The following is a 23763-nucleotide window of genomic DNA, read 5'->3' on the forward strand; positions in this document are numbered from 1 at the left end:
CGGGGGGCGCTCACCACCCCGGCGGTCGCCGGTGCGCCCAGGGCACGGCCTCCTCGACCTGCGCGCAGAGCGCGAGGAGCAGCTCCTCCTCCGCGGGCCGCGCGGCCAGCATCACCCCGACCGGCAGTCCGTCGTCGGTCCAGCCGAGCGGGAGGCTGGCGGCGGGCATGCCGGTGACGTTCCAGGCCGAGGTCCACGGGGTGAAGCGCTTCTGCGCCTCGAAGTCGGCCGCCGGGTCCGCGTCGTCACGCAGCGCCCCGATGGGCAGAGGCGGCTGGGCGAGCGTCGGCGTCAGCACGGCGTCGTACGCCGCGAGCGCGGCGAGCGCGGCGCCGGCGAAACGCCGCACGGCGCCGATGGCGAGGCCGAACTCCGGCCCGCTCACCGCCCGGCCCCGCTCGCTCAGCCACCGGGTCAGCGGACGCAGCAGCGGCTCCTGCTCGGGCGGCACCACGGACAGTGCAGTCAGCACGGACCAGCACGTCTCGAACTCCGCCACCGCCTCGCGCGGGAGCGGAGCCTCGACGTCGACGACCACGTGGCCGAGGTCCTCGAGTGTCCGCGAAGCGTCCACAACCGCGCGCAGGCAGGCGTCGTCCACAGGGGCGTCCGCGATCAGTGGCGTGGTGATCCGGGCGATCCGTAGCGTCCCCGGAGACCGGTCACAGGCGGCCAGGAACGACGAGGAAGGCGGTGGTGCCCAGGCGGGGTCCTCCACCCGACGACCGGCGAGTGCGTCCAGCACCGCCGCCGCGTCGCGCACGGTCCGGGCGATCGGCCCGGCCGTCGCCAACCCGACCGGGTCGCCGTACCCGGGGTAGGCGCTGATGCGGCCACGCGTCGGCTTCAGGCCGAACAGTCCGCAGCACGAGGCCGGGATCCGGATCGAGCCGCCGCCGTCGGAGCCCTGGGCGACCGGCACGAGTCCGCCCGCCACGGCGGCCGCCGCTCCGCCCGAGGAGCCGCCCGCCATCCGGGTGCGGTCCCAGGGCGTCACGGCCGGGGGCCGGCCCTCGGGCTCGGTGTAGCAGGGCGAGCCGAACTCCGGCGTCGCGGTCTTGCCGAGACTGATCGTGCCGGCCGCCTCCAGCGCCAGGACCACGGCGTCGGAGACGTCGGGCACGAAGCCGGCGAAGGCGGGCGATCCGAACTCGGTCCGCACCCCGGCCGTGAGGTTGAGGTCCTTCACCGCCGTCGGCACGCCCCACAGCGGGGAGGCGGCCTCGGGCCGACCCGCCGCCATCAGGGCGTCGGCGCGCTCGAGAGCGAGGTCGTCGGTCACCGTGACGAACGCGCCGAGGGTCGTCGCCGGTTCGCCGTCGATGCGGTGGATGCGCTCGAGGTGGTGCTCGACGAGCTCGCGGGGCGAGACCTCGCCGCGGCGCACCAGGTCCCCCTGCTCGAGGGCCGTCAGGTCGTGCAGCTCGCTCACGCCTCGACCGTACGACGCCCCGCTGCGGGGCGGGCTCAGGCGCCCTGGCGCCGCAGGCCGAAGGTGAGGGCGTCGACGAGGGCTCCCCAGGAGGCCTCGATGACGTTGTGGCCGACGCCGACGGTGACCCACGACGACTCGCCGTCGGTGGTCTCGATGAGGACGCGGGTGATGGCGTCGGTGCCGTGGCCCTGGTCGAGGATGCGCACCTTGTAGTCGATGAGCTCGAACTTCACGACCGCGGGGAACGCCTGCCCGATCGCGGTGCGCAGGGCCTGGTCGAGGGCGTTGACCGGGCCGTTGCCCTCGCCGGTCACGACGTGGCGCTGGCCCTGGGCGACGATCTTGACCGTCGCCTCGGAGACGGCCTCCTCGCCCGCGGAGCGACGGTCGAGGGTCTCGGTGATGACGCGCCACGACTCGACCTCGAAGTACGACGGGCGCTGGCCGGAGACCATCTCCTCGAGCAGGAGCTCGAAAGAGGCGTCGGCGGCCTCGAAGGTGAAGCCGGTGGCCTCGAGCGCCTTGACGCGGTCGGTGACCCGGGCGAGCAGCTCCTTGTCGGAGCCGAGGTCGAAGCCGAGCTCGCGGCCCTTCAGCTCGATCGAGGCGCGCCCGGCCATGTCGGACACGAGCAGGCGCATGTCGTTGCCGACCCGCTCGGGCTGGGTGTGCTGGTAGAGGTCCGGGTCGACCTTGATGGCGCTGGCGTGCAGCCCGGCCTTGTGGGCGAAGGCCGAGGCGCCGACGTAGGGCTGGCGCGAGGCGGGCGGGACGTTGGTGACCTCGGCGACGGCGTGGGCGATGCGGGTCGACTCCTGCAGCAGCCCGGCCGGCAGCACCGCCCGGTCGAGCTTGAGCTCGAGGTTGGCGACGACGGTGACGAGGTCGGCGTTGCCGGTGCGCTCGCCGTAGCCGTTGATGCAGCCCTGCACGTGCGTGGCGCCGGCGTCGATCGCGGCGAGGCTGTTGGCGACGGCGCAGCCGGAGTCGTTGTGGGCGTGGATGCCGACGCGCACGCCCGCGGTCTCGATGACGTCGTGCACCACGTCGGAGATCCAGCCGGGCAGCATGCCGCCGTTGGTGTCGCACAGCGCGACGACCTCGGCCCCGGCCTCGTGGGCGGTGCGCAGCACCTCGAGGGCGTAGTCACGGTTGGCGCGGTAGCCGTCGAAGAAGTGCTCGGCGTCGAGGAAGACCTGCTGCCCCTCGGCGCGCAGGTGGCCGACGGTGTCGCGCACCATCGCGAGGTTCTCCTCCAGCGTGGTGCGCAGCGCGAGCTCGACGTGGCGGTCGTGCGACTTGGCCACCAGGGTGACCACGGGGGCTCCGCTGTCGCGCAGCGCGGCGACCTGCGGGTCGTCGGCCGCGCGTACGCCCGCCCGGCGGGTCGAGCCGAACGCCGTCAGCCGCGCGTGGCGCAGGTCCAGCTCCTGGGCGGCCCGGCGGAAGAACTCGGTGTCCTTGGGGTTGGCCCCCGGCCACCCGCCCTCGATGAACCCGACCCCGAGCCCGTCGAGCTGCCGCGCGATGGCCAGCTTGTCGGCGACGGAGAGGTTGAGCCCCTCCTGCTGCGCGCCGTCGCGCAGGGTGGTGTCGTAGACGTGGAAGGCGCCGTGCAGGTCCATGGGGTCGCTCTCGGTTGCTGGTCCGGACATGAAAAAACCTCTCGGAGTGCGAGAGGTCGGCGCGTCGAGGAACTCGACGCGCTAGCGAATGATGATCTCGGTGCGGAAGGGCGGCGAGGTCGTCACGGCGCCGATCATGCCACGGACGTCACATCGTCGAGGGCCGGTCCGGAGAGCGGACGGTCCGATCCGGGCGACCATGACGGCCCGCGCGACTCGGCGAGCGCGCCGAGCGAGGTGGCCAGGAGCAGCAGGACGAAGGCGACCGGCAGCCACAGGCGCCACTGGCGCGCGACCGGCCGCACGACCCGGCCCACGGGCGAGCGCAGCCGCGACCCACCGGGACCGCTCCAGGTGGCGATCACAAAGACCGTGCCGCAGACGAAGAGCGTGAGGCTCTCCCCCGCCGCGAAGGCGTAGCAGAGCAGCGCACCGGCGACGGCGAGTCCGGCCGCCCACAGCACGAGCACGAGGGTCGTGACCAGCGAGCGCACGAGGTCCCAGGGGGTGCGGACGGCGACGAGCACGCCGTCGTACCACCGCCGGCCGCGCAGCCGGCGTCGGTCGCCGGCGCGGCTCGCGGCCAGCGACCCCGCACGGAGCAGCCACACGGCGACGACGAGCACGAGCGAGCTCCACCACGGCCACAGCGAGACCAGTCCGCCGACGACCAGCGCGAGCACGACGAGCAGGCTGCCGCGACGGGCCCGTTCGACCGCGCCGACGGGCGGCTCGTGCAGCGGCGCCGGCCAGGCCTGGGCGTACGGCGCGCCGCCGTCGAGGTAGCGCGTCGGCCCGGGCTGCGACCCGGGGAGCACGTCGGTCGGCCGGTCGGGAACCAGCTGCTCCGCGGGACGGACCGGTGCCGCGGCGTACGGCGCGGTCACGCCTGGCCGCGGACGCGCGACGACCGTCGGCGGCGCCGGCGGGACGGGGCTGTGCAGAGGGAGCGGCACGTGCGCCGAGGGCACGGGCCCGGGTGGCTGCGCGGCTCCGGGCGCGACCTGCGGGCGCAGCCAGCCGAGCACCGCGTCGAGCGTGGGGCGGCGGGCCGGCTCGGGGTCGAGGCACTCGGCGAGCAGGTGCCGCAGCGGCACGGGCACCCCGTCGAGGTCGTGCTCGCCGCGACGGACGCGGTCCATGATCGCCATCGACGGCCCGCGCCCGAACGGCGCTCGCCCGATCGCCGCGAACGCGACCGTGGAGGCCCACGAGTGCACGTCGGCGGCCGTGGTCGCGTCGTCGCCGTAGAGGATCTCGGGCGCGAGGTAGCCCGGCGTGCCGAGCAGCCAGCCGGTGTGGGTGAGCTTCGGGTCGTCGGCGACGCGCGCCAGACCGAAGTCGATGAGGATCGGCGTGCGACCCTCCATCAGCACGTTGGACGGCTTCACGTCGCGGTGCAGCACCCCGACCGCGTGGACTGAGGCGAGCCCCTCGGCCAGGCACGCGGCGAACCACGTCAGGTCGCGCCCGGTGACCGGCCCCTCCTCGTGCACGTGGTCGTGCAGGGAGAGCCCGGGCACGTAGCGCGTGGCGACGTAGGGCACCGGCGCCCACGGGTCGGCGTCGACGATCTCGGCGACCCAGCGGCTGCGGACCAGGCTCAACGAGGCGACCTCGCGCGCGAGCCGGTGGCGGGCCTCGTCGTCGCCGACGACCTGCGGACGCAGTACCTTGAGCGCCACCCGCGGTCCGCCGTCGCGCCGGGCGAGGTGCACGACGCCCATGCCGCCCTCGCCGATGCGGCTCAGCAGCTGGTAGCCGCCGACCCGCGGCGCAGCGGCACCCGCACCCGACCCCGGGCGGACGGTGGGCACGCCCCGCGCCGGGGTCTCGGGTGCAGTGGTCACGCCAGTCAGACTAAGGCGTGGGGCGTCCGGTTCCCGGCTGGACAAGGCTCAGACGATGCGGTGCATCCAGCCGAAGGTGTCCTCGGCCCGGCCGAACTGCACGTCGACCAGCGCCTGGCGGATCTTGAACGTCAGCTCGGTCGAGGCCGGCGCCGGCGTCGAGCCGCCGTCCCACTTCAGCTCCCCGACGGGGGTGACCACCGCGGCGGTGCCGCAGGCGAAGATCTCGACGATGTCGCCGCTGGCCACGCCGTCGCGCCACTCGTCGATGCCGACGCGACGCTCCTCGACCTGGTGCCCGAGCTTGCCGGCGAGCTCGATGATCGAGGCGCGGGTGATGCCCTCGAGGATCGTGCCGAGCGCCGGGGTGACGATGCGTCCGTCCTTGAAGACGAAGTAGAGGTTCATGCCGCCGAGCTCCTCGACGTACGTCGACTCCTCGGCATCGAGGAACACCACCTGGTCGCAGCCCTGGGCGATCGCCTCGTGCTGCGGCAGCAGCGAGCTGGCGTAGTTGCCACCGGTCTTGGCCGCGCCCATGCCGCCGCGGCCGGCGCGGGTCCAGGTCTCCGACAGCCAGAGGCTGACCGGCTTGATGCCGCCCTTGAAGTAGGAGCCGGCGGGGCTCGCGATGACCATGAAGGTCACGTGCTGCGAGGGCCGCACCCCGAGGAACGCCTCGGAGGCGAACATGAACGGACGCAGGTAGAGGCTCTTCTCGCCCGCCTCGTCGTTGGTCGGCACCCAGCGCTGGTCGACCTCGACGAGCGCGTCGACCGCCTGCACGAAGTCGTCGACCGGCAGCTCGGGCAGCGCGAGGCGCTGGCTGGAGCGGATCGCCCGGGCGGCGTTCTCCTCCGGGCGGAACGACCACACCGAGCCGTCGGGGTGGCGGTAGGCCTTCATCCCCTCGAAGGTCTCCTGGCCGTAGTGCAGGACGGCGGTGGCCGGGTCGAGCGAGAGCGGGCCGTAGGGCTCGATCCGGGCGGCGTGCCACCCGGCGTCCGGCGTCCACTCGACCGTGAGCATGTGGTCGGTGAAGTAGGTGCCGAAGCCGGGGTTGGCCAGGATATCGGCAAGGCGGGCGTCGTCCGCGGGTCGCTCTGAGCGCGTCGTGCTGATCTGCATGGACATCAATACTGCCCTTCGGGCTTCAGAGGCGTCGAGCCGCTGCGCGGCACTGACTGCTGTTCCGCCCGACCAGGCTCGCTGCGCTCGCGGTCGGGCGGGCTGGCTTCGCCAGCAGGAACTAGCCGGCGACCCGAGCGGCGATGGCGTCGCCGATCTCGGTGGTGGTGCGGGTGGCGCCGGGGCTGCGATCGGCCATGTCGGCGATCGCGGCGCGCTCGACGGCGGCGGCGGCCTCGGGGTGGCCGAGGTGGTCGAGGAGCAGACCCGCCGAGAGGATGGCGGCGGTCGGGTCGGCCTTCTGCTGGCCCGCGATGTCGGGCGCCGAGCCGTGGACGGGCTCGAACATGCTCGGGGCGGTGCGGTCGGGGTTGACGTTGCCCGAGGCCGCGAGGCCGATACCGCCGGTGATGGCGGCGGCGAGGTCGGTGACGATGTCGCCGAAGAGGTTGTCGGTGACGATGACGTCGAAGCGCGCCGGGTCGGTGGCGAGGAAGATCATGGCCGCGTCGACGTGGATGTAGTCGACGCTGACCTCGGGGAACTCCGGCGCGACGGCCTGCACGAGGCGCCACCACAGCGACCCGGCGTTGACGAGCACGTTGGTCTTGTGGACCAGGGTGAGCTTCTTGCGGGGGCGGCGCTGGGCGCGGGCGAACGCGTCGCGCACGACCCGCTCGACGCCGTACGCCGTGTTGACCGAGACCTCGGTGGCGATCTCCGCCGGGGTGCCGACGCGCAGGGCGCCGCCGTTGCCCGTGTAGGGGCCCTCGGTGCCCTCGCGGACGACGACGAAGTCGATCTCGCCGGCGTCGAGGACGTGCGGCGCGAGCGGGGAGGTCGCCCCCGGGAAGAGCCGCGACGGTCGCAGGTTGACGTAGTGGTCGAGCTCGAAGCGCAGCTTGAGCAGCAGGCCCCGCTCGAGGATGCCGGGCGGGAGGTTCGGGTCGTTGGGCTTGCCGCCGACGGCCCCGAGGAGGATGGCGTCGTGCTCGCGGATCTCGCCGAGCACGGAGTCGGGCAGCACCTCGCCGGTCGCGAGGTAGCGCTCCGCGCCGAGGTCGTAGCGGGTCTGGTCGAACGTGACCCCCGAGGGCGCGGCGGCCTCGAGCACCTTCAGAGCCTCGGTGGTCACCTCGGGGCCGATGCCGTCGCCGGGGATGACGGCGAGGCGGACGGTCCCGGAGGCGGCTGCGGGGTCGACGGTGGGCTCGGACGAGGCGTTGGCGCCGGGGGTCGTGGTCACGGTCGTGAAGGCTAGTTGTCGTCGTGGCGCGGGCCGCCACCGTCCCGCAGGTCGAGCGCGGCCTGGACGGCGGCGTTGATGTTCTCGTGGCTGCGGGGGTTCTCGGGGTGGTGGCTCGCAGGGCCCCAGTCGGGATACATGTCGTACATCGCTCAGCTCCGGGTGTGCGTCAGGTGTCTGGATCGGTCGGGTGCGCACCGGCGTCGAGTGACGTGTCGAGCGACGCGGTGAGCGGTGACCGAAGACCCGGGGCGGGTCGCGGAGGCCGGGTGGGTGCGGGTGGATCGCACCGGGACCGCACAGGGCCTGCCAGGAGGGGAGCGGATCGCGCGGGGCTGCTGGGGCGGCCCGCCGCGGGGCTTCGATCGAGGTGAGAAGCCACGCAACGCCGAACCACCGCGGCGAGGTGGCCTCTCGTCAGGCCTCGCCGCGGCGTTCGATGAGTACGAAGACGCTCCGCATGGTCTCGCCAGGCTACGACGCTCCCCCGGCTCGCGGAGCGAGCTTCCCACGACTGTCTCTCCATGTGAGACGACCGTTCCGGGATGGGAGACTCGAGCGGTGAGCCACCCGCCGGATCTGCCTGACATCGTGAACCGCGCCTTCGCGGTCTCGCGCAAGGCGGGCTACGTGTCCTTCTGCCGCAACGAGACGGGCCGGCTGCTCGCCATGCTGGCCGCCACCCGCGACGGCACGATGGCGGAGTTCGGCACCGGCTGCGGCGTCGGCACCGCATGGCTGAGATCCGGCGTACGCGGCGAGAAGGCGCGCATCGTCACCGCCGAGCTCAACCCGAAGCTGGCACGCAGCGCGGCCGAGATCTTCACCGACGACCCGCAGGTCGAGGTGCTGACGGCCGACTGGTCGACCCTGCTCGACAAGGGCCCCTACTCACTGCTCTTCCTCGACGCCGGCGAGCCGTCGGCGGTGACCGTCGACGCCATCGCCGACCTGGTCGAGGACGGCGGCATCGTCGTGCTCGACGACTTCGTGCCGTGCGAGCTCTGGCCCCCGATCACGGGCGGGCGCGTCGACACCCTTCGCGAGCACTGGCTCACCGACGAGCGCTTCACGGCCGTCGAGGTCATGGTCGCCCCCGACGCCTCGACGATCATCGCCACCAAGCGCTGAGGCCCCTCTCGACCGTCGCGTCGACTGTCGAACATCCGGTACCGCTGGGTGGTCCGGATGTTCGACTGTCGACGCCAGGCACGCCTCGGGGAGGCATCAGGGACCCGTCAGGCCTCGGCGCGCACCGGGAGGTCGACGATGAAGGTGGGCAGCATCCACTGCGCGATCGGCCCGATGGCGAGGGCGTAGAGCACGGTGCCGAGGCCGAGGGCGCCGCCGAGCAGCAGGCCGACGACCACGACGGCTACCTCGAGGAGCGTGCGCACCAGCCTCAGGGAGAGTCCGGTACGCCGCGCGAGGCCGGTCATCAGCCCGTCACGCGGACCGCGGCCGAGCTGGGCGCCGATGTACATCGCAGTGGCGAGGCCGCAGACCACGACGCCGCCGACGGTCAGCGAGCCGCGCAGCACGAGCGCGTCGGGGCTGTCCAGCACCCGCAGGAACAGGTCGGCGAAGACGCCGATCAGTACGCCGTTGGCGACGGTGCCGAGGCCGGGCACCTCGCGCAGCGGCACCCAGAGCAGCATGACGAGCGCGCTGGTCAGCACCAGTGCCGCACCGATGCTCATCGGCAGGTGGCGGGTCAGGCCGGTGTGGAGCACGTCCCAGGGCGCGGTGCCGAGGCGGCCGCGCACCATCATCGCGATCGAGAGCCCGTAGAGGGCGAGGCCCAGCACGAGCTGCGGCAGCCGGCGCCCGAGACGCCCCGCACGCAGCTGCGCGATCGGGCCGAGGTCGGCGAGGGTGCGGCGGGGGCGGGTGGTCGAGGGGGTCGGGGCGGTCGTGCTCACCTGCTCATCCTGACCCGAAGTGGACTGCAGCGAAATGGCCAATCGTGAGACAGTGGCCTGCATGACCCGTTCCATCGGCGCCCGCCGCGTGGCCACCCTCGTCGGCGACTTCGACCGCAGCCCGGCCTACGCCGGCCTCGCCGACGCGCTCGTCCTGCTCATCGGCGACGGCCGGCTGCCCGCCGAGACCCGACTGCCGAGCGAGCGCGAGCTGACCGAGGCCCTCGGCGTCTCGCGCACCACCGTCACCCGCGCCTACGCCACCCTGCGCGACGGCGGGTACGCCGAGGCGCGGCAGGGTGCCGGCACCTTCACCCGGGTGCCGGGCGGCACCACCCGCGCCCACGACCGCGCCCTCCTCCCCCGCGCCGGCGACGCCGAGGCCATCGACCTCAACTGCGCCGCACCGCTCGCCCCGCCCGCCATCGCCGGGGCTTATGCCGACGCGCTGACCCGGCTGCCGGCGTACCTCGGCGGGCACGGCTACTTCCCCGCCGGCGTGCCTGAGCTTCAAGCCGCGATCGCCGCGTCGTACGACGCCCGCGGGCTGCCGACCGACCCGGAGCAGGTCATGGTCACGCCCGGCGCACTGGCGGCAGTGAGCGTCGTGGCCGCGGCGCTGTTCGGCCGCGGTGGTGGTGAGCGGGTGCTCGTCGAGACGCCGGGCTACCCCAACGCCACCGAGCGGTTCCGCCTGGCCGGGGCGCGCGTCGCGGCCAGTGTGGTGGACCCCGACGGCTGGGACCTGGAGGCGACCGCCGCGACGGTGCGCCAGGTCGCCCCGCGCGCGGCGTACCTCATCCCCGACTTCCACAACCCGACCGGGCTGCTGATGGACGACGACCAGCGCGAGCGCCTCGCCGCCGACCTGCACCGCCACCGCGTCACCGCCGTGGTCGACGAGTCCCACGCGATGCTCGCGCTGGAGGGCCAACCGATGCCGCGGCCGATGGCCGCGCACGCCCCCGGCGCGATCACCGTCGGCAGCCTCAGCAAGGGCTTCTGGGGTGGGCTGCGGGTCGGCTGGGTGCGCGCGCCGCACGACCTGCTCGAACGGCTCGTCGAGGCCCGGGTGACCCTCGACCTGGGCGTGCCGGTGGTCGAGCAGCTCGCGGCTGCGAGCCTGCTCGCCGACGCCGACGCGGTGCTGCGCAGCCACCGCGAGCAGCTGCGCGCCCAGCGCGACGCCCTCGCCGCCGGACTCGCGCGGGCGCTGCCGAGCTGGCGGTTCCGGCTGCCCGCGGGCGGGCTGGCGCTGTGGTGCGAGCTGCCGCACCGCGGCGCCGGGGTCGCCGTCGCGGCCGAGGCCGAGCGCCACGGGCTCATCGTGGCGCCGGGGCCGGTGTTCGCCGCCGAGGGTGGGCTCGACAGGTTCGTCCGCGTGCCCTACACCCGCCGCGTCGAGGAGCTCGAGGTCGCCGTCGACCGGCTCGCCGCCGCCTGGACGGCCGTCGAGGACCGTCGTCCCCAGCGCTCCCGCACCGGCGGTCGCGTCATGGTGGCCTGACGGGGTCGCGGACTATCGGCGGGGTACGACGAGCCGGGTGGGCTCGGAGCGGCCGCGCAGGGTCTCCTCGCCGCCGGGGACCCAGCAGTCCTGCTCGTCGGACGAGGCCGCCTCGTGGGAGGCAGCGGTGGCGACGACGCGCTCGGGGCGGTCCTTGGCGAGCTCGGTGAGGCGGGCGGCGGAGTTCACGGCGTCGCCGATGACGGTGTACTCGAAGCGCTCGCGGTCGCCGACGTTGCCGGCGACCGCCTCGCCGGTGGCGACGCCGACCCCGAAGTCGATCTCGGCCAGTTCCGCGCGCAGCCGGTCGGCCATGGCGCGAGCGGCCCGCAGCGCGTCGGTGGCGTGGTCCTCGCGCTCGACGGGGGCGCCGAAGACCGCCAGCACGGCATCGCCCATGAACTTGTTGACCAGCCCGTGGCACCGGTCGACCTCGGCGACGACGACGGCGCAGAACCGGTTGAGCACCTCGACGACCTCGCCCGGGGGCCGCTCGGTCGCGAGCGCGGTCGAGCCCTTGAGGTCGACGAAGAGCACCGAGACCGTGCGCACCTCGCCGCCCAGCTCGACGCCGGCGGCCATCGCGGCCTCGGCGACCTCCTGGCCGACGTGGCGGCCGAACAGGTCGCGGATCCGCTCCCGCTCGGCGAGCCCGGCCGAGACCCGGTTGAAGCCCGACTGCAGCAGACCGAGCTCGGTGCCGTCGTAGACGGGGATGTCGGCGCCGAACTCCCCCTCCTCCAGTCGGCGCAGCCCGTGGCGCACCGACGAGATCGGACCGACGACGGCGCGGGCGTTGAGTGCGGTGATGAAGAGCCCGACGACCAGCACGACCGTGCCGAGCACGAGCGAGACGACCGCGAGCCGGGTGAGCGTGAGCTGGTCGTCGGCCAGGGCGAGGATCCCGACGACGACCATCCCGGCCGCGGGCACCCCGCTGCCGATCGCCCAGAAGCCGATCATGCGGCGGCGTACGCCGGACCCGCGTCCCGGCGCCGGCACCCCGTCGACCAGGGCGCGGGCGGCCACGGGCCGCAGCACGAACTCTGTGACGAGGTAGGCGATCGCGCAGATGAGAGCGCCCGTGATGCCGACCGCCAGCAGCTCGGTCGTGAACAGCTGCGGGTCGAGGAGCAGGGCGAGACCGCTGAAGAGGGCGGTCGCCACCGCCCAGAGACCGGCCTGGACGGCGGTGAGCGTGCGGGGCACCCGCAGGGTGCGCAACCGGTCGGTCTCGGTCGGCTCGCGGTCCTCGTAGGCCCAGCGCAGCGCGTCGAAGGCGTTGCGGGTGCCGACGGTGGCCCCGACCACGACGGCGAGCACGACGTAGACCGGCACCGCGATGAACGTCGACAGCACCAGGTCCGGGTCGAGCGCCTCGCGCGGTCGCACGAGCAGCAGGATCGAGACGACCGCGCCGGCCCCGATGACGTTGGTGACGACCAGCAGCACGGTCAGCAGCAGCTGCACCCGCACCCGCAGCGCGCGGGTCGACTGGTGCGCGGGGCCGAGCAGCCGAGAGCCGTACGGGCCGGAGCGGGTCAGCGACCCCAGCCTCGGCAGGCTCACCACCGGCTCACCACCGGCTCACCACCGGGTCGCCACGACGAAGGGCCTCACGGTCGGGCGGGGTCGTCCGTCAGGTCGACCGCACGCACCGACCACGCCTCGATGGCGTGCTCGATCTCGACGAGGGCGTCGTGCGGGATCGCGGAGTCGACCGACAGCGCGACCAGCGCCCGCCCGCCGAGACTGGCGCGCGCGACCTGCATGCCCGCGATGTTGACACCCGCCTCGCCGAGCACCACGCCCACGCTGCCGACCATGCCGGGACGGTCGTCGTAGGTGAAGAAGGCCAGGTGGTCGGTCGGCTCGAGATCGACGTCGAAGCCGTTGACCTCGACGATCCGCTCGCGCTGGTGGATGCCCACGAGCGTGCCGCTGACCGAGACCTGCGAGCCGTCGGCCAGGGTGCCGCGGAGCGTGATGAGGTTGCGGTGGTGCGGGCTCTCGGGGTCGGCGACGAGGCGTACGGCGGTGCCGCGCTCGGCGGCGAGCAGCGGGGCGTTGACGTAGGACACGGTCTCCGCGACGACGTCGGCGAAGACGCCCTTGAGGGCGGCGAGCTCGAGCACCTTGACGTCGTGGTCGGCGATCTCGCCGCGCACCTCGACGTCGACCTGCTGCGCCACCTCGCCCGCCAGCGCGGAGAAGATCCGGCCCAGCTTCTCGGTGAGGGGCAGCCCGGGCCGCACGTCCTCGGCGATGACGCCGCCCTGCACGTTGACCGCGTCGGGCACCAGCTCGCCGGCGAGCGCGAGCCGCACCGAGCGGGCGACCGACAGGCCGGCCTTCTCCTGCGCCTCCTGGGTCGAGGCGCCGAGGTGCGGGGTGGCCACGACGTTGTCGAGCTCGAGCAGCGGGCTCTCGACGGCGGGCTCGGTCGCGAACACGTCGAGCCCGGCGGCCCCGACCCGCCCCTCCTTGAGCGCGGCGTAGAGCGCGGTCTCGTCGACGATGCCGCCGCGGGCGGCGTTGACCAGGACCAGGTGCGGGCGCACCCGGTGCAGCTCGGCGTCGCCGATCAGCCCGACGGTCTCGGCCGTGCGGGGCAGGTGCACCGACATGAAGTCCGACTGCTCGAGCAGCGTCGTCAGGTCGACCAGTCGCACGCCGACCTGCGCGGCGCGCCCGGCCTGGACGTAGGGGTCGTAGGCGATGACGCTCATGCCGAACGCCGCCAGCCGCTGCGCGACCAGCACCCCGATGCGGCCCAGTCCGACGATGCCGACCGTCTTCTCGTAGAGCTCGGTGCCGATGTGGCGCGAGCGCTCCCACTCGCCGCGGCGCAGCGCGGCGTGCGCGGGCGAGATCTGCCGGGCGGCGGCGAGCATCAGGGCGACGGTGAGCTCGGCTGCGGAGACGACGTTGGACGACGGCGCGTTGACGACCATGACACCGGCCTGGGTCGCGGCGCGCACGTCGACGTGCTCGAGCCCCACCCCGGCCCGGGCGACGACGACCAGGCGCGGCGCCGCGGCCAGCAGCTCGGCGTCGACGACGGTGGAGGAGCGCACGAGCAGCGCGCTGGCCTCGGGTGCGGCGGCCAGCAGCGCCGCGCGGTCGGCGCCGTCGACGTGCCGTACCTCGAAGTCGGGACCGAGCTCGGCGAGCACGGCGGGGCTCAGCTCGTCGGCGATCAGCACCACGGGCTTGCTCACAGCGGGTCTCCGGGGCTCGGGCTCGAGAGAGCGGGCGCGGGGAAGCGGGGCTGCACGACGCTGTGCGGTGTCACGTTACTCCACCGAAACACCGGAAAACCGGTGGAGCCGCACACGCACCTGCGCCTAGCCTCGAGGCGTGGAGTGAACCGGAGCCGCCGCGCAGTCCTGCCCGCCCGCCTGCCCGTCCTCCCTCCCGAGGTGTCTCGTGTCCTCACCCGCTCCCACCGCTGTCTCCTTCTCCGGTGTCGGCCTCACCTGGCCCGACGGCAGCACCGCCCTCGACGGTCTCGACCTGCTCGTGTCCACCGGTCGCTCCGGCCTCGTCGGGTCCAACGGCTCCGGCAAGTCCACGATCCTGCGGCTCGCCGCCGGACTCCTGCGCCCGACCACCGGATCGGTGCAGGTCAGCGGTGAGGTCGGCTATCTCCCCCAGGGCCTCACCCTCGACCGCGAGCGCCCGGTCGCGACGTTCCTCGGCATCGACGAGGTCCGGGCCGCGATCCGCGCGCTGGAGGCGGGCACCGGCAGCCCGGCCGAGGTCGCCGCCCATCTCGAGACCGTCGGCGACGACTGGGACGTCGAGGAGCGCACCGCCGCCGAGCTCGACCGTCTCGGTCTCGACCCCGCGGTCCTCGACCGGCGCCTGGGCGAGCTCTCGGGAGGCGAGGTGGTGCGCCTGGGGCTCGCCCGGCTGCTGCTGCGCCGCCCCGACGTGCTGCTGCTCGACGAGCCGACCAACGACCTCGACGCAGGCGCCCGCGCCCGTCTGCACGACGTCGTCGGCTCGTGGCCGCGCACCCTGCTCGTCGTCAGCCACGACCGCGAGCTCCTCGAACGGGTCGACCGCGTCGGCGACCTCAGGGACGGCTCGGTGCGGTGGTACGGCGGCGGCTTCTCGGCGTACGCCGCGCAGGTGCGGGCCGAGCAGGAGGCGGCCGAGCAGGCGGTCGCGACTGCGCGCAGCGACGTTCGCCGACAGCGGGCCGACCGCGCCGAGGCCGAGCGGCTGCTCGCCCAGCGCAAGCGGCAGGGCGCCCGCAACGCCGTGCGCAGCAACATGGGCAAGGGCGCGCAGCACTTCTGGCAGAACCGCTCGGAGAAGCACGTCTCGTCGTACCGCCGGGTGCACGACGAGCGGCTCGACGCCGCCCGCGACCGGTTGGAGGAGGCGGAGGCGCGGCTGCGCGACGACCGCACGATCCGGGTCGACCTGCCGCACACCCAGGTGCCGCGCGGTCGCGAGGTGCTCAGCACCGACGGGCTCGTGCTGCGCCACGGGGTGGCGGTCGAGCTCGACCTGCGCGGCCCCGACCGGGTCGCCGTGGTGGGACGCAACGGAGCCGGCAAGACGACGCTGCTGGAGACACTGGCCGGCAGGCTGGCGCCTGCGGCGGGCTCGGTGCGGGTGCACGTGCCGCTCGGGCTCCTCCCCCAGCGGCTCGACGTGCTCGACGACGACCTCTCGGTCTTCGAGAACGTCGTCGCGCGGGCGCCGGGGTCCGAGCCCAACCCGGTGCGCGCACAGCTGGCGCGGTTCCTGTTCCGCGGCGCGTCCGCCGACCAGCCGGCGGGCACGCTGTCGGGCGGCGAGCGGTTCCGAGCGACGCTGGCGGCGCTGCTGCTGAGCGACCCGGCGCCGCAGCTGCTCCTGCTCGACGAGCCGACGAACAACCTCGACCTGGCCTCCCTCGACGCGCTCGTCGAGGCGCTGGCGGCCTACCGCGGTGCGCTCGTCGTGGTCAGCCACGACGCGGCGTTCCTCGAGGAGATCGGGGTCGACCGCACCCTCACCCTGGGCTGACGGCGTCGACCTCGGGCCAGTCGACATCGGGCCAGAGGTAGGGCAGGTCGTCGGGCACACCGGGGAACAGCCGCGCGTAGCGCTCGGGGTCCTTGCGCACCAGCGCCGACTGGTGCGAGGTGTGGAACGCCGGGTCGCCGAGCCACGCGGGCAGCCGATCGGCCTCGGCGAGCTGCTCCTGGGTGCGCACGGTGTCGACGTCGATCGCCGCGAGCTCGCGCGCGAAGCTCTCGGCCACGGTGTCGGCCCCGCCGCCCTCGACCCACACGTCGCAGACCGTGAAGGTGTAGCGCCCCAGCGCCTCCTCGCACCCGCGCCACATCTTCACCGCCGGGTGGTGGCGCCAGCCGTACGTCGGCACGGTCAGCCCGCGCAGCACCTGGAGGCACTCGGCGCGCTGCTTGCCCAGCCGCGGACGGTCGAGCACCTCGGCGGAGCGACGGAAGTCGGCGTACGGCAGGAAGGTCTGCACGGAAGCCCCGGTGCCCCGCGGCGGGGCCGTCATCCGGGACGGGTGTGGTTTCGAGACAGGACTTCGTCCTTCCTCGACCACCGTGGTCGGTGGTTGAGGAGGTCGTGCAGCGACCGTCTCGAAACCACGTGGGTCGAGCGAACGGCTCAGCGGCGCGGCTTGATCCGCGCGGTCCGCGGGCTGGCGGCCATGACCGGCATGGAGCCGATCCGCGAGGCCGTGACCTGCACCTGGATCCGCTTCCCGCGCAGCGCCCGGGTCAGCCGCAGCGTCGAGGTGGTGGCGCGCTCGATCGCGACGCCGCGGGCGAACCACTGGTAGGTCAGGTTGACGGCCGCCGGCGACCAGGTGCCCGGGCGGACCCGCAGGGTGCGGCCGACGCGGGTGCGACCCACGATGCGCGGACGCTGGGCGACCGTGATGACGGCCGCGGTGCCGGTGCCGGCTCCCGGCAGGACCGGGCCGGGCTGGCTGATGCTGACCGGGAGCGCGAGCGTGGTCGGGCCGAGAGTCGTGACCTGACTCGCCTCCACGTTGACGACCGTCGCGGTCTGGTAGGTCAGCGTGTCGTTCCAGAACTCGCCCGCGAGTCGTCCGCTCGGGTCGAGGAACTCGACCTTGTAGGTCCCGGGGGCGATGTTGGCGATGTCGTAGCGGCCGAAGGCATCCGTCTGAGCCCCACGGCTGGATCGCGACGGGAACCCGTCGTCGGTGGTCGAGTAGGCAACGACCGCGATGCCGGACACCGGCCCGCCGTCAGGCCCGAGCACTGTGCCGGCGACGTTGCCCGTCGGCCCCAGGGCCATGGTGACCTCGGTGGTGCTCCCGGCCACGACAACGATGTCCGACGCAGTCTCGTAGGTCGCCGCACGCGGCCACCACGCTCCACCGACGGCGTTGTTCTCGGCCTGGAGGCGGTAGGTGCCCGGCTCGAGACCCGTGAAGGTGTAGGTCCCGTCCACGGCGACGTCCTGCGGGTCCGAGGTCCACTGAGGGGCGTTGACCTTGACCAGGTCGACCCAGGTCCCCGCGGGCAGCGGGGTCGCGCTCTGGCTCTTCACCTGCACCCAGATGGATCCCGTCCCGGCACCAGAGGCGACGGCCCCCGGCACCGGCAGCAGCGCGGCGACCAGGGCGAGGAGCGCCACGAGGCAGGCGCGGACGACGGCGGTCACGTGAGGAAGGTTCTCACGACCGGGGCGGTGCGCGGGGGTCTTGGCGACCGCTGGTCCAGCGAGTGCGTCAGGCCTCCCGGACGTCGTCCACGAGACAGTGACAACGCACCCACGAGACCCCCACGCGGGGCCCTCGTGACGGTGAGGTGCGGGCGTCAGGCGAAGAGCGCCTGGCCGACGTACTCGCCCTCGCCGATGCCGGGCGGCACGGCGAAGAGGGCGGAGCCGTTGACCTTGAGGTACTCCATGAGGGCGTCGCCCGCCGCCATCTTCGTCTGAATCGGGATGAAGTGGGTGTCGGGGTCACGGACGAAGGCGAGGAAGAACAGCCCCGCGTCGAGGCCGCCGAGCGCGTTGCTGCCGTCGACGAAGTTGTAGCCGCGGCGCAGCATCTTGACGCCGCCGTTGAAGTCGGGGTGCACGAGCCGCACGTGCGCGTCCTCGGCGATGATCGTGGTGCCGCCGGAGCCCGGCATGTCGAAGTCGGGCGCGGTGAACTCGTCGCCGCCCGAGAGCGGGGCGCCGGAGTCCTTGGTGCGACCGACGAACGCCTCCTGGTCACCGAGGGGCTGGCGGTCCCAGACCTCGATGCCCATCGCGAAGCGCCGCGCGACCAGGTAGGACCCGCCGGCCAGCCATCCGGCGGCCGGGTCGTCCTCGGCGGCGACCCACACGTGCGCGTCGACCTCCTCGGGCTCCTCGGCCTTGAGGTTCATCGTGCCGTCCTTGAAGCCGAACAGGTTGCGCGGCGTCGTCTGGTCGACCGACGTGCTCGAGGTGCGGCCGAAGCCGAGCTGGCTCCAGCGCACCGAGACGGTGCCGAAGCCGATGCGCGCGAGGTTGCGGATCGCGTGGACCGCGACCTGCGGGTCGTCGGCGCAGGCCTGCACGCACAGGTCGCCGTAGGAGCGGGCGGGATCGAGCACGTCGGCCGGGAAGTGCGGCAGGGTGCGCAGCGCGGCGGGCTGGCGGTCGGCCAGCCCGAACCGGTCGACGCCGTCGTCGGTGCGGAACAGGCTCGGGCCGAAGCCGAACGTGATCGTCAGCCCCGAGGCCGGCAGCCCGTAGGCCTCCCCGGTGTCGTCGGGCGGCAGGTCGACCGGCCCCTCGACCGCGCCGCTGGGACCGGCCGGCTCACCGCGGGTCATCCGTTCGGCGGCGTCGGTCCACTGCTGCAGCAGCTCGACCAGCGCCGCGCGGTCGTCGGTGGTGACGTCGAAGGCCGCGAAGTGCAGCCGGTCCTGCGCCGGGGTGACGATGCCGGCCTGGTGGGTGCCGCGGAAGGCGTAGGACGCGGCCCGCTCGCCCGACGTACGCGCGGCGGCGCCGGCGGGCGCGCCGGAGTCGGTCGCCCGGCCCACGGCGAACGCGCCGATCGCGCCCGCGGCGGCCGCGCCGCCGCCGAGCAGGGAGCGACGGGAGAACCTGCTGGTCACTGGGACCTCAGGCCAGGACGGCCGCGGTCAGCTTCGACAGCGGCTCGGAGAGTGCGTTGACCGCGTCGGAGAGGGCCTTGACCTGCTCGGGGGTGAGCTGGTCGTAGGTCACGAACCCGTCGCCCTGGCGCTGGGCGTCGAGCAGCGTCTGCAGGTCGGCGAAGCGGGTGTCGAGCTGGGTGGCGAGCTCGGGGTCCTTCTGCTCGAGGATCGGCTTCAGCCCCTCGTAGCCGACGCGGGCGCCGTCGACGTTGGCCTGGAAGTCCCACAGGTCGGTGCGCGACCAGTACTCCTCCTCGCCGGTGACCTTGCCGGTCGCGACCTCCTCGAGCAGGCCGCGCGAGCCGTTGGCGATCTGGTCGACGGTGTAGGTGAGCTCGCCGACGCGCTGGTCGAGCTCGGTGGTGTTGGCGAGCAGGTCGTCGGCATACGTCGTGCGCTCGGCCGCGGTCAGCGGGGTGTAGCCGCCGTCCTCCTGCTCGGCGCGCTGGGGCCAGAGGTCCTTCTCGAGGCGGTGCCACCCGGTCCAGTCGGCGCCGGGCTCGAGGTCGGCCTCGCGCAGGTCCATCTTGGGGTCGAGGTCGCCGAAGGACTCGGCGACGGTCTCGATGCGCTCCCAGTGGGTGCGGGCGACGGGGTAGAGCGCCCGGGCCTTGTCGTCGTCGCCGGCCTCGTAGGCCTGGACGAACTGGGTGGTCTTGTCGAGCAGCTGGTCGGTCTGGTCGTTGACGTAGGCGGCGTAGTTGGCCGTCGCCTGGTCGATCAGCTGCTGGTCGTCGGCGCTGACCGAGGGCTGCGAGTCGTCGTCGGACTCGGAGACGGTGAAGTCGGCGCGGATGCCCTCGCCCTGCATGCCCGGCTTGCAGGCGGTGAGGTAGGAGCCGGCCGGTGCGCTCACGGTCATCTCGCGGCTCAGGCCGGGGCCGATGTTCTCGACCTCGGAGACGATGCGGAGCCCGTCCTCGTCCAGGAGGTAGAACTCGGTGACCTGCGACCCGGAGTTGGTCACGTCGAAGGTGAGAGTGCCGGCGGGCACCTCGGTCGTCGAGACGTCGCAGGCGTCGTCGGTCGACTCGACCGTGACGGCGCGGGGGTCGCCGCCACCGCTGCCGCCGCCGGTGCCCGCGGCGGAGGGCTCGGCGTTCTCGGTGCACGCGGCCAGGAACGGCAGCGCCACGGCGAGGGCGATCGGGAGCAGGGTCGTGCGCTGGATCGGACGCATGGTCGTGCCTTCTTCGTCAGACGGCGGCGCGCGCGGGCGCGGCCGGGGTGGGGGTCGAGCGTCGACGGACGCCGACCACGAACAGCGCCATCACCGGGACGGCGTACAGCAGCCAGGCGGCCGCCTCGAGCCAGGTGGTGGCCGGGGAGAAGTTGAAGATGCCCTTGAGCAGCGCGCCGTACCACGTGTTGAGGTCGACGGTGTCGCTCACGTCGAAGGCGAGGTCGTTGAGGCCCGGGAGGAAGCGCGCCTCCTGCAGGTCGTGGACGCCGTAGGCGAGGACGCCGGCGGCCACGAGGATGAGGAACGCGCCGGTCCAGGTGAAGAAGCGAGAGAGGTTGATCGAGATCGCGCCGCGGTAGATGAGGTAGCCCAGTGCGACCGCGGTGAGGATGCCGAGCGCGGCGCCCAGGAGCGGCTGCCACGTCGGGGCGGCGACGCCGCCCGCGTCGCGGGTGCCGGCCTGGGTGGCCGCCCACAGGAAGAGCGCGGTCTCGAGTCCCTCACGACCGACCGCGAGGACCGCGACGATCACCAGCGACCAGCGGCTGCCCTCGGCGGCCTCGTCGATCTGGCCGCGCAGCTCGCCGCTCAGGCTGCGCGCGGCCCGGGCCATCCAGAAGATCATCCAGGTCACGAAGCCGACCGCGACGATCGAGAGCACGCCGCCGATGAGCTCCTGGGCCTCGAAGGTCAGCCCGCGGGGGCCGAAGGTGAGCACCGCGCCGAAGGCGAGGCTGACCGCCACCGCCAGGGCCACCCCGGCCCAGATCCGCGGCAGCAGGTGCCGACGGTCGGACTTGACGAGGTAGGCCACCAAGATGCTGACGACCAGCGCGGCCTCGAGGCCCTCCCGCAGTCCGATCAGGTAGTTGGCGAACACGGAGCAGGAATCTACTCCGGTTCCTTAGGACTGCCTAACCATAGTTGCGCACGCCACGTGGCTCCCCGGTCGACAGTCGAACATCCGGGACGTCTGGCTGTCCCGGATGTTCGACTGTCGACGCGACGACCACCCGGCGAGCGGGCGACCGGTCGGGTCGGGAGGCGTCAGATCGCGCAGCCGTCGGGGCCGCACGCACCCGCGTCACCACCGACGAGCTGGACCTGCGGGTGGGCCTCGCCCCAGGCGGTGGCGAGGACCTGGCTGAAGACCTCGGTCGGCTGGGCGCCGGAGACGCCGTACTTCGCGTCGACGACGAAGAACGGCACCCCGGTGGCGCCGTACGCGCGGGCCTGGGCGATGTCGGCGGCCACGGCGTCGGCGTACTCGTCGGAGGCCAGGACGGCGTCGACACGCTCGGCGTCGAGCCCGGCCCCGACCGCGGCCCGGCGCAGCACGACGGCGTCGCCCATCGACTCGCCGCGGGTGAAGTACGCCGCCAGCAGCGCCTCCTTCAGCTCGGCCTGCAGGGCCGGGCCGCCGAGGTCGAGGGCGAGGTGGAGCAGCCGGTGGGCGGTGACCGTGCGAGCGTGGGGCGCCTCGCCGTGACGGAAGATGAGGCCGGCGGCCGCGGCCGGGGCGTCGGTGCGGGTCATCAGCTCGCGCACGCCCGCCACGTCGGTGCCGAACTTGCGGGCCAGGGCCTCCTCCGTCGTCTCGACCGGCACCTCGGGGGCGCTCGGGTCGAGCTCGTAGGAGCGGTAGACGACCTCGACGTCGTCACGGTGCTCGAAGTCGGCCAGCGCCTCCTCGAGGTGGCGCTTGCCGATGTAGCACCACGGGCAGACGACGTCGGACCAGATCTCGATGCGCACGGCGACCCAACACAGCGCAGAGGAACGGTGTTCCCCGGTCGACCCCGAGGTGGCGTGGGTCTCGTCTCGGGGTCGCACCGGGGGCGGGTCGGGTCCCGTCCCCGATGTGCGCGGACCCCGCCGGGCGCCAGCGTGTGACCCATGATCGACGTCACCGCACTCACCAGGACGTACGCCGGCCACCGGGCCGTCGACGACGTCACCTTCACCGCCCTCCCGGGCCGCGTGACCGGGTTCCTCGGTCCGAACGGCGCCGGCAAGTCGACCACCATGCGCGTGCTGGTCGGCCTCACCCCCGCCACCTCGGGCTCGGCCACGGTGCTCGGGCGCCGCTACGCCGACCTGCCCAACCCCGGCCGGGAGGTCGGCGTCCTGCTCGACGCCTCGGCACAGCACGCCGGACGCACCGGGCTCGAGACGCTGCGCATCGCCGCCCGCACGATGGGGCTGCCGGCGCGACGCGCCGACGAGATGGTCGAGCGCGTGTCGCTGACCGGCCCCGAGGCCCGCCGTCGAGTGAAGAACTACTCCCTCGGCATGCGCCAGCGCCTCGGCATCGCCACCGCCCTGCTCGGCGACCCGGAGGTGCTGATCCTCGACGAGCCGGCCAACGGTCTCGACCCGGCCGGCATCCGCTGGATGCGCGACCTGCTGCGCGGCTTCGCCGACGACGGCGGGACCGTGCTGCTCTCCAGCCACCTGCTGCACGAGATCGAGGTCGTGGCCGACGACCTCGTCGTCATCGGGCAGGGCCGCATCGTGGCGCAGGGCTCGAAGGCCGAGCTGCTCACCGCGGCCGGCACGCTCGTGCGCTCGCCCGGCGTCGCCGCCCTGGCCCAGGCGCTGGAGGCCGAGGGCGTCCACGTCGCGCCCGTCGGTCCCGACGGCCTGCGCGTCGAGGCCGACCCTGACCTCGTCGGGCGCATCGCGCTCGCCTCCGCCACCCCCCTGACCGAGCTGCGCGCCGCCGACGGCGCCGGCCTCGAGGAGATGTTCCTCGAGCTCACCGCCGACACGGCTCGCGAGAGCGCCCCCGAAGGAGTCGCAGCATGAGCACGACCACCACCCCCGCCACCGCCCCCGCACCGATCACGGCCTCACCCGCGCGTGCCGCCGACCGCACACCACGCCCCGCGCCCGAGCCGATCCCGTTCACCCGGCTGCTCGGGGTCGAGCTGACCAAGATGTTCGACACCCGCTCGGGCCGCTGGCTCACCACCTCGGTGGCCGTCACCGCCCTGATCGCGACCGCAGCCGTGATCGCGTTCGCCCCGGACACCGCCCTCACCTTCGACACGTTCGGGACGGCGGTGGGCGTGCCGATGGCCGTCCTGCTGCCGGTGCTCGCGCTGCTCTCGGTCACGAGCGAGTACACCCAGCGCAGCGGGCTCACGACGTTCACCCTCGTGCCGCACCGCCATCGCGTGGTCCGGGCCAAGCTCGTCGCGTCGGTCCTCGTCGGGATCGTGGGCATCGCGGTGGCGCTCGGGACCGGGGCGGTCGGCAACCTCGTGGGCTCCTCGGTCGCCGGCGTCGACACCGTCTGGGACGTCTCGGCGGCCCAGCTCGGCGGCCTGGTCCTCGCCTACGTCCTGCTCATGCTCGTGGGGTTCATGCTGGGAGTGCTGATCCGCAACTCCCCCGGCGCGATCGTGGCGTACTTCGTCTACAACTTCGTGCTCTCGACCCTGACGATGGCCCTGGCCGCCTACCAGCCGTGGTTCGCCGACCTCCAGCCCTGGGTCGACTTCAACGCCGCGCAGGCGCCGTTCTTCGACGGCACCTTCGACGCCACCGCCTGGGCGCACCTCGCGGTCACCGGCTCGCTCTGGCTCGTGCTGCCGCTCGCCGTCGGGCTCTGGCTGGTCGGTCGCTCCGAGGTGAAGTAGGGCGTCGTGCCCTCTGGGCAGCCCGCGCCGTCGGATCGGTCACAGTCGGGCTCCGCGGGTGCGCTGAACGGCG

At 73.7% G+C, this 23763-nt stretch carries 20 protein-coding genes; 5 read left to right on the forward strand and 15 right to left on the reverse strand.

Annotation, left to right across the window (positions count from 1 at the left end; translation table 11 throughout):
* Positions 1-10: 10 nt before the first annotated feature.
* The 6 genes from GRQ65_RS00960 to GRQ65_RS22040 all read right to left on the reverse strand — a co-directional run bounded on the left by GRQ65_RS00960 (position 11) and on the right by GRQ65_RS22040 (position 7433).
* Positions 11-1432: an amidase family protein gene (locus GRQ65_RS00960; RefSeq protein ID WP_160874244.1), complete on the reverse strand. Its 1422-nt coding sequence runs from the start codon at positions 1430-1432 to the stop codon at positions 11-13.
* Positions 1433-1467: 35 nt separating this feature from the next.
* Positions 1468-3060, reverse strand: a complete 1593-nt coding sequence (cimA, locus tag GRQ65_RS00965) for a citramalate synthase (protein ID WP_160874894.1) — start codon at positions 3058-3060, stop codon at positions 1468-1470.
* A 134-nt stretch (positions 3061-3194) separates the two neighbouring features.
* Positions 3195-4910, reverse strand: coding sequence for a protein kinase domain-containing protein (locus tag GRQ65_RS00970; RefSeq protein WP_160874246.1), 1716 nt, complete (start codon positions 4908-4910; stop codon positions 3195-3197).
* Between the two features lie 48 nt (positions 4911-4958).
* On the reverse strand, positions 4959-6038 hold the full coding sequence (locus GRQ65_RS00975) for a branched-chain amino acid aminotransferase (RefSeq protein WP_237447511.1): 1080 nt from the start codon (positions 6036-6038) through the stop codon (positions 4959-4961).
* Positions 6039-6159: 121 nt separating this feature from the next.
* Complete coding sequence (locus GRQ65_RS00980) at positions 6160-7200, reverse strand: 3-isopropylmalate dehydrogenase (protein ID WP_439331841.1); 1041 nt, start codon at positions 7198-7200, stop codon at positions 6160-6162.
* Positions 7201-7295: 95 nt separating this feature from the next.
* On the reverse strand, positions 7296-7433 hold the full coding sequence (locus GRQ65_RS22040; protein ID WP_202387026.1) for a hypothetical protein: 138 nt from the start codon (positions 7431-7433) through the stop codon (positions 7296-7298).
* A 412-nt stretch (positions 7434-7845) separates the two neighbouring features.
* On the opposite strand from GRQ65_RS22040, the gene GRQ65_RS00985 reads away from it, so the two are divergent.
* Positions 7846-8415, forward strand: coding sequence for a class I SAM-dependent methyltransferase (locus GRQ65_RS00985; RefSeq protein ID WP_160874252.1), 570 nt, complete (start codon positions 7846-7848; stop codon positions 8413-8415).
* Positions 8416-8522: 107 nt separating this feature from the next.
* On the opposite strand, the gene yczE is transcribed toward GRQ65_RS00985, so the two are convergent.
* Positions 8523-9206, reverse strand: coding sequence for a membrane protein YczE (yczE, locus tag GRQ65_RS00990; protein WP_160874254.1), 684 nt, complete (start codon positions 9204-9206; stop codon positions 8523-8525).
* Positions 9207-9267: 61 nt separating this feature from the next.
* Between yczE and yczR the strand changes: the two genes are divergently transcribed.
* Positions 9268-10713, forward strand: coding sequence for a MocR-like transcription factor YczR (gene yczR, locus GRQ65_RS00995; protein ID WP_160874256.1), 1446 nt, complete (start codon positions 9268-9270; stop codon positions 10711-10713).
* A 12-nt stretch (positions 10714-10725) separates the two neighbouring features.
* Here the strand turns inward: yczR and GRQ65_RS01000 are convergent, their stop codons facing one another.
* On the reverse strand, positions 10726-12282 hold the full coding sequence (locus GRQ65_RS01000) for an adenylate/guanylate cyclase domain-containing protein (protein ID WP_337191409.1): 1557 nt from the start codon (positions 12280-12282) through the stop codon (positions 10726-10728).
* 47 nt (positions 12283-12329) lie between these two features.
* On the reverse strand, positions 12330-13934 hold the full coding sequence (serA, locus tag GRQ65_RS01005) for a phosphoglycerate dehydrogenase (RefSeq protein WP_160874258.1): 1605 nt from the start codon (positions 13932-13934) through the stop codon (positions 12330-12332).
* 208 nt (positions 13935-14142) lie between these two features.
* Between serA and GRQ65_RS01010 the strand changes: the two genes are divergently transcribed.
* Positions 14143-15738 (forward strand): ATP-binding cassette domain-containing protein, encoded by a 1596-nt coding sequence (locus tag GRQ65_RS01010; RefSeq protein WP_160874260.1) that lies wholly within the window; start codon positions 14143-14145, stop codon positions 15736-15738.
* Here GRQ65_RS01010 and GRQ65_RS01015 read toward each other — a convergent pair.
* From GRQ65_RS01015 to GRQ65_RS01040, 6 genes are all read right to left on the reverse strand, one after another.
* A complete protein-coding gene (locus GRQ65_RS01015; RefSeq protein ID WP_202387027.1) occupies positions 15725-16243 on the reverse strand; it encodes an MSMEG_6728 family protein in 519 nt (172 codons plus the stop codon). The two genes, GRQ65_RS01010 and GRQ65_RS01015, sit on opposite strands and share 14 nt — an antisense overlap.
* A gap of 113 nt (positions 16244-16356) precedes the next feature.
* Positions 16357-17385 (reverse strand): carboxypeptidase regulatory-like domain-containing protein, encoded by a 1029-nt coding sequence (locus tag GRQ65_RS23665; protein ID WP_160874262.1) that lies wholly within the window; start codon positions 17383-17385, stop codon positions 16357-16359.
* A gap of 155 nt (positions 17386-17540) precedes the next feature.
* The gene (gene efeB, locus GRQ65_RS01025) at positions 17541-18821 is read right to left on the reverse strand and encodes an iron uptake transporter deferrochelatase/peroxidase subunit (RefSeq protein WP_160874264.1); all 1281 of its coding nucleotides are present in this window, start codon (positions 18819-18821) and stop codon (positions 17541-17543) included.
* Between the two features lie 7 nt (positions 18822-18828).
* Positions 18829-20043, reverse strand: a complete 1215-nt coding sequence (gene efeO, locus GRQ65_RS01030; RefSeq protein ID WP_160874266.1) for an iron uptake system protein EfeO — start codon at positions 20041-20043, stop codon at positions 18829-18831.
* Between the two features lie 16 nt (positions 20044-20059).
* Entirely contained in the window at positions 20060-20926 is an 867-nt protein-coding gene (gene efeU / locus GRQ65_RS01035) for an iron uptake transporter permease EfeU (protein ID WP_160874268.1), read from the reverse strand.
* Between the two features lie 167 nt (positions 20927-21093).
* Positions 21094-21801, reverse strand: a complete 708-nt coding sequence (locus tag GRQ65_RS01040; RefSeq protein ID WP_160874270.1) for a DsbA family protein — start codon at positions 21799-21801, stop codon at positions 21094-21096.
* 141 nt (positions 21802-21942) lie between these two features.
* On the opposite strand from GRQ65_RS01040, the gene GRQ65_RS01045 reads away from it, so the two are divergent.
* Positions 21943-22854, forward strand: a complete 912-nt coding sequence (locus GRQ65_RS01045) for an ABC transporter ATP-binding protein (RefSeq protein WP_160874272.1) — start codon at positions 21943-21945, stop codon at positions 22852-22854.
* Positions 22851-23690: an ABC transporter permease subunit gene (locus GRQ65_RS01050; RefSeq protein WP_160874274.1), complete on the forward strand. Its 840-nt coding sequence runs from the start codon at positions 22851-22853 to the stop codon at positions 23688-23690. The genes GRQ65_RS01045 and GRQ65_RS01050 overlap by 4 nt, the downstream gene beginning before the upstream one ends.
* The last annotated feature ends 73 nt before the right edge of the window (positions 23691-23763 follow it).

The sequence above is a fragment of the Nocardioides flavescens genome, from assembly GCF_009823805.1.
Classification (GTDB): domain Bacteria; phylum Actinomycetota; class Actinomycetes; order Propionibacteriales; family Nocardioidaceae; genus Nocardioides; species Nocardioides flavescens.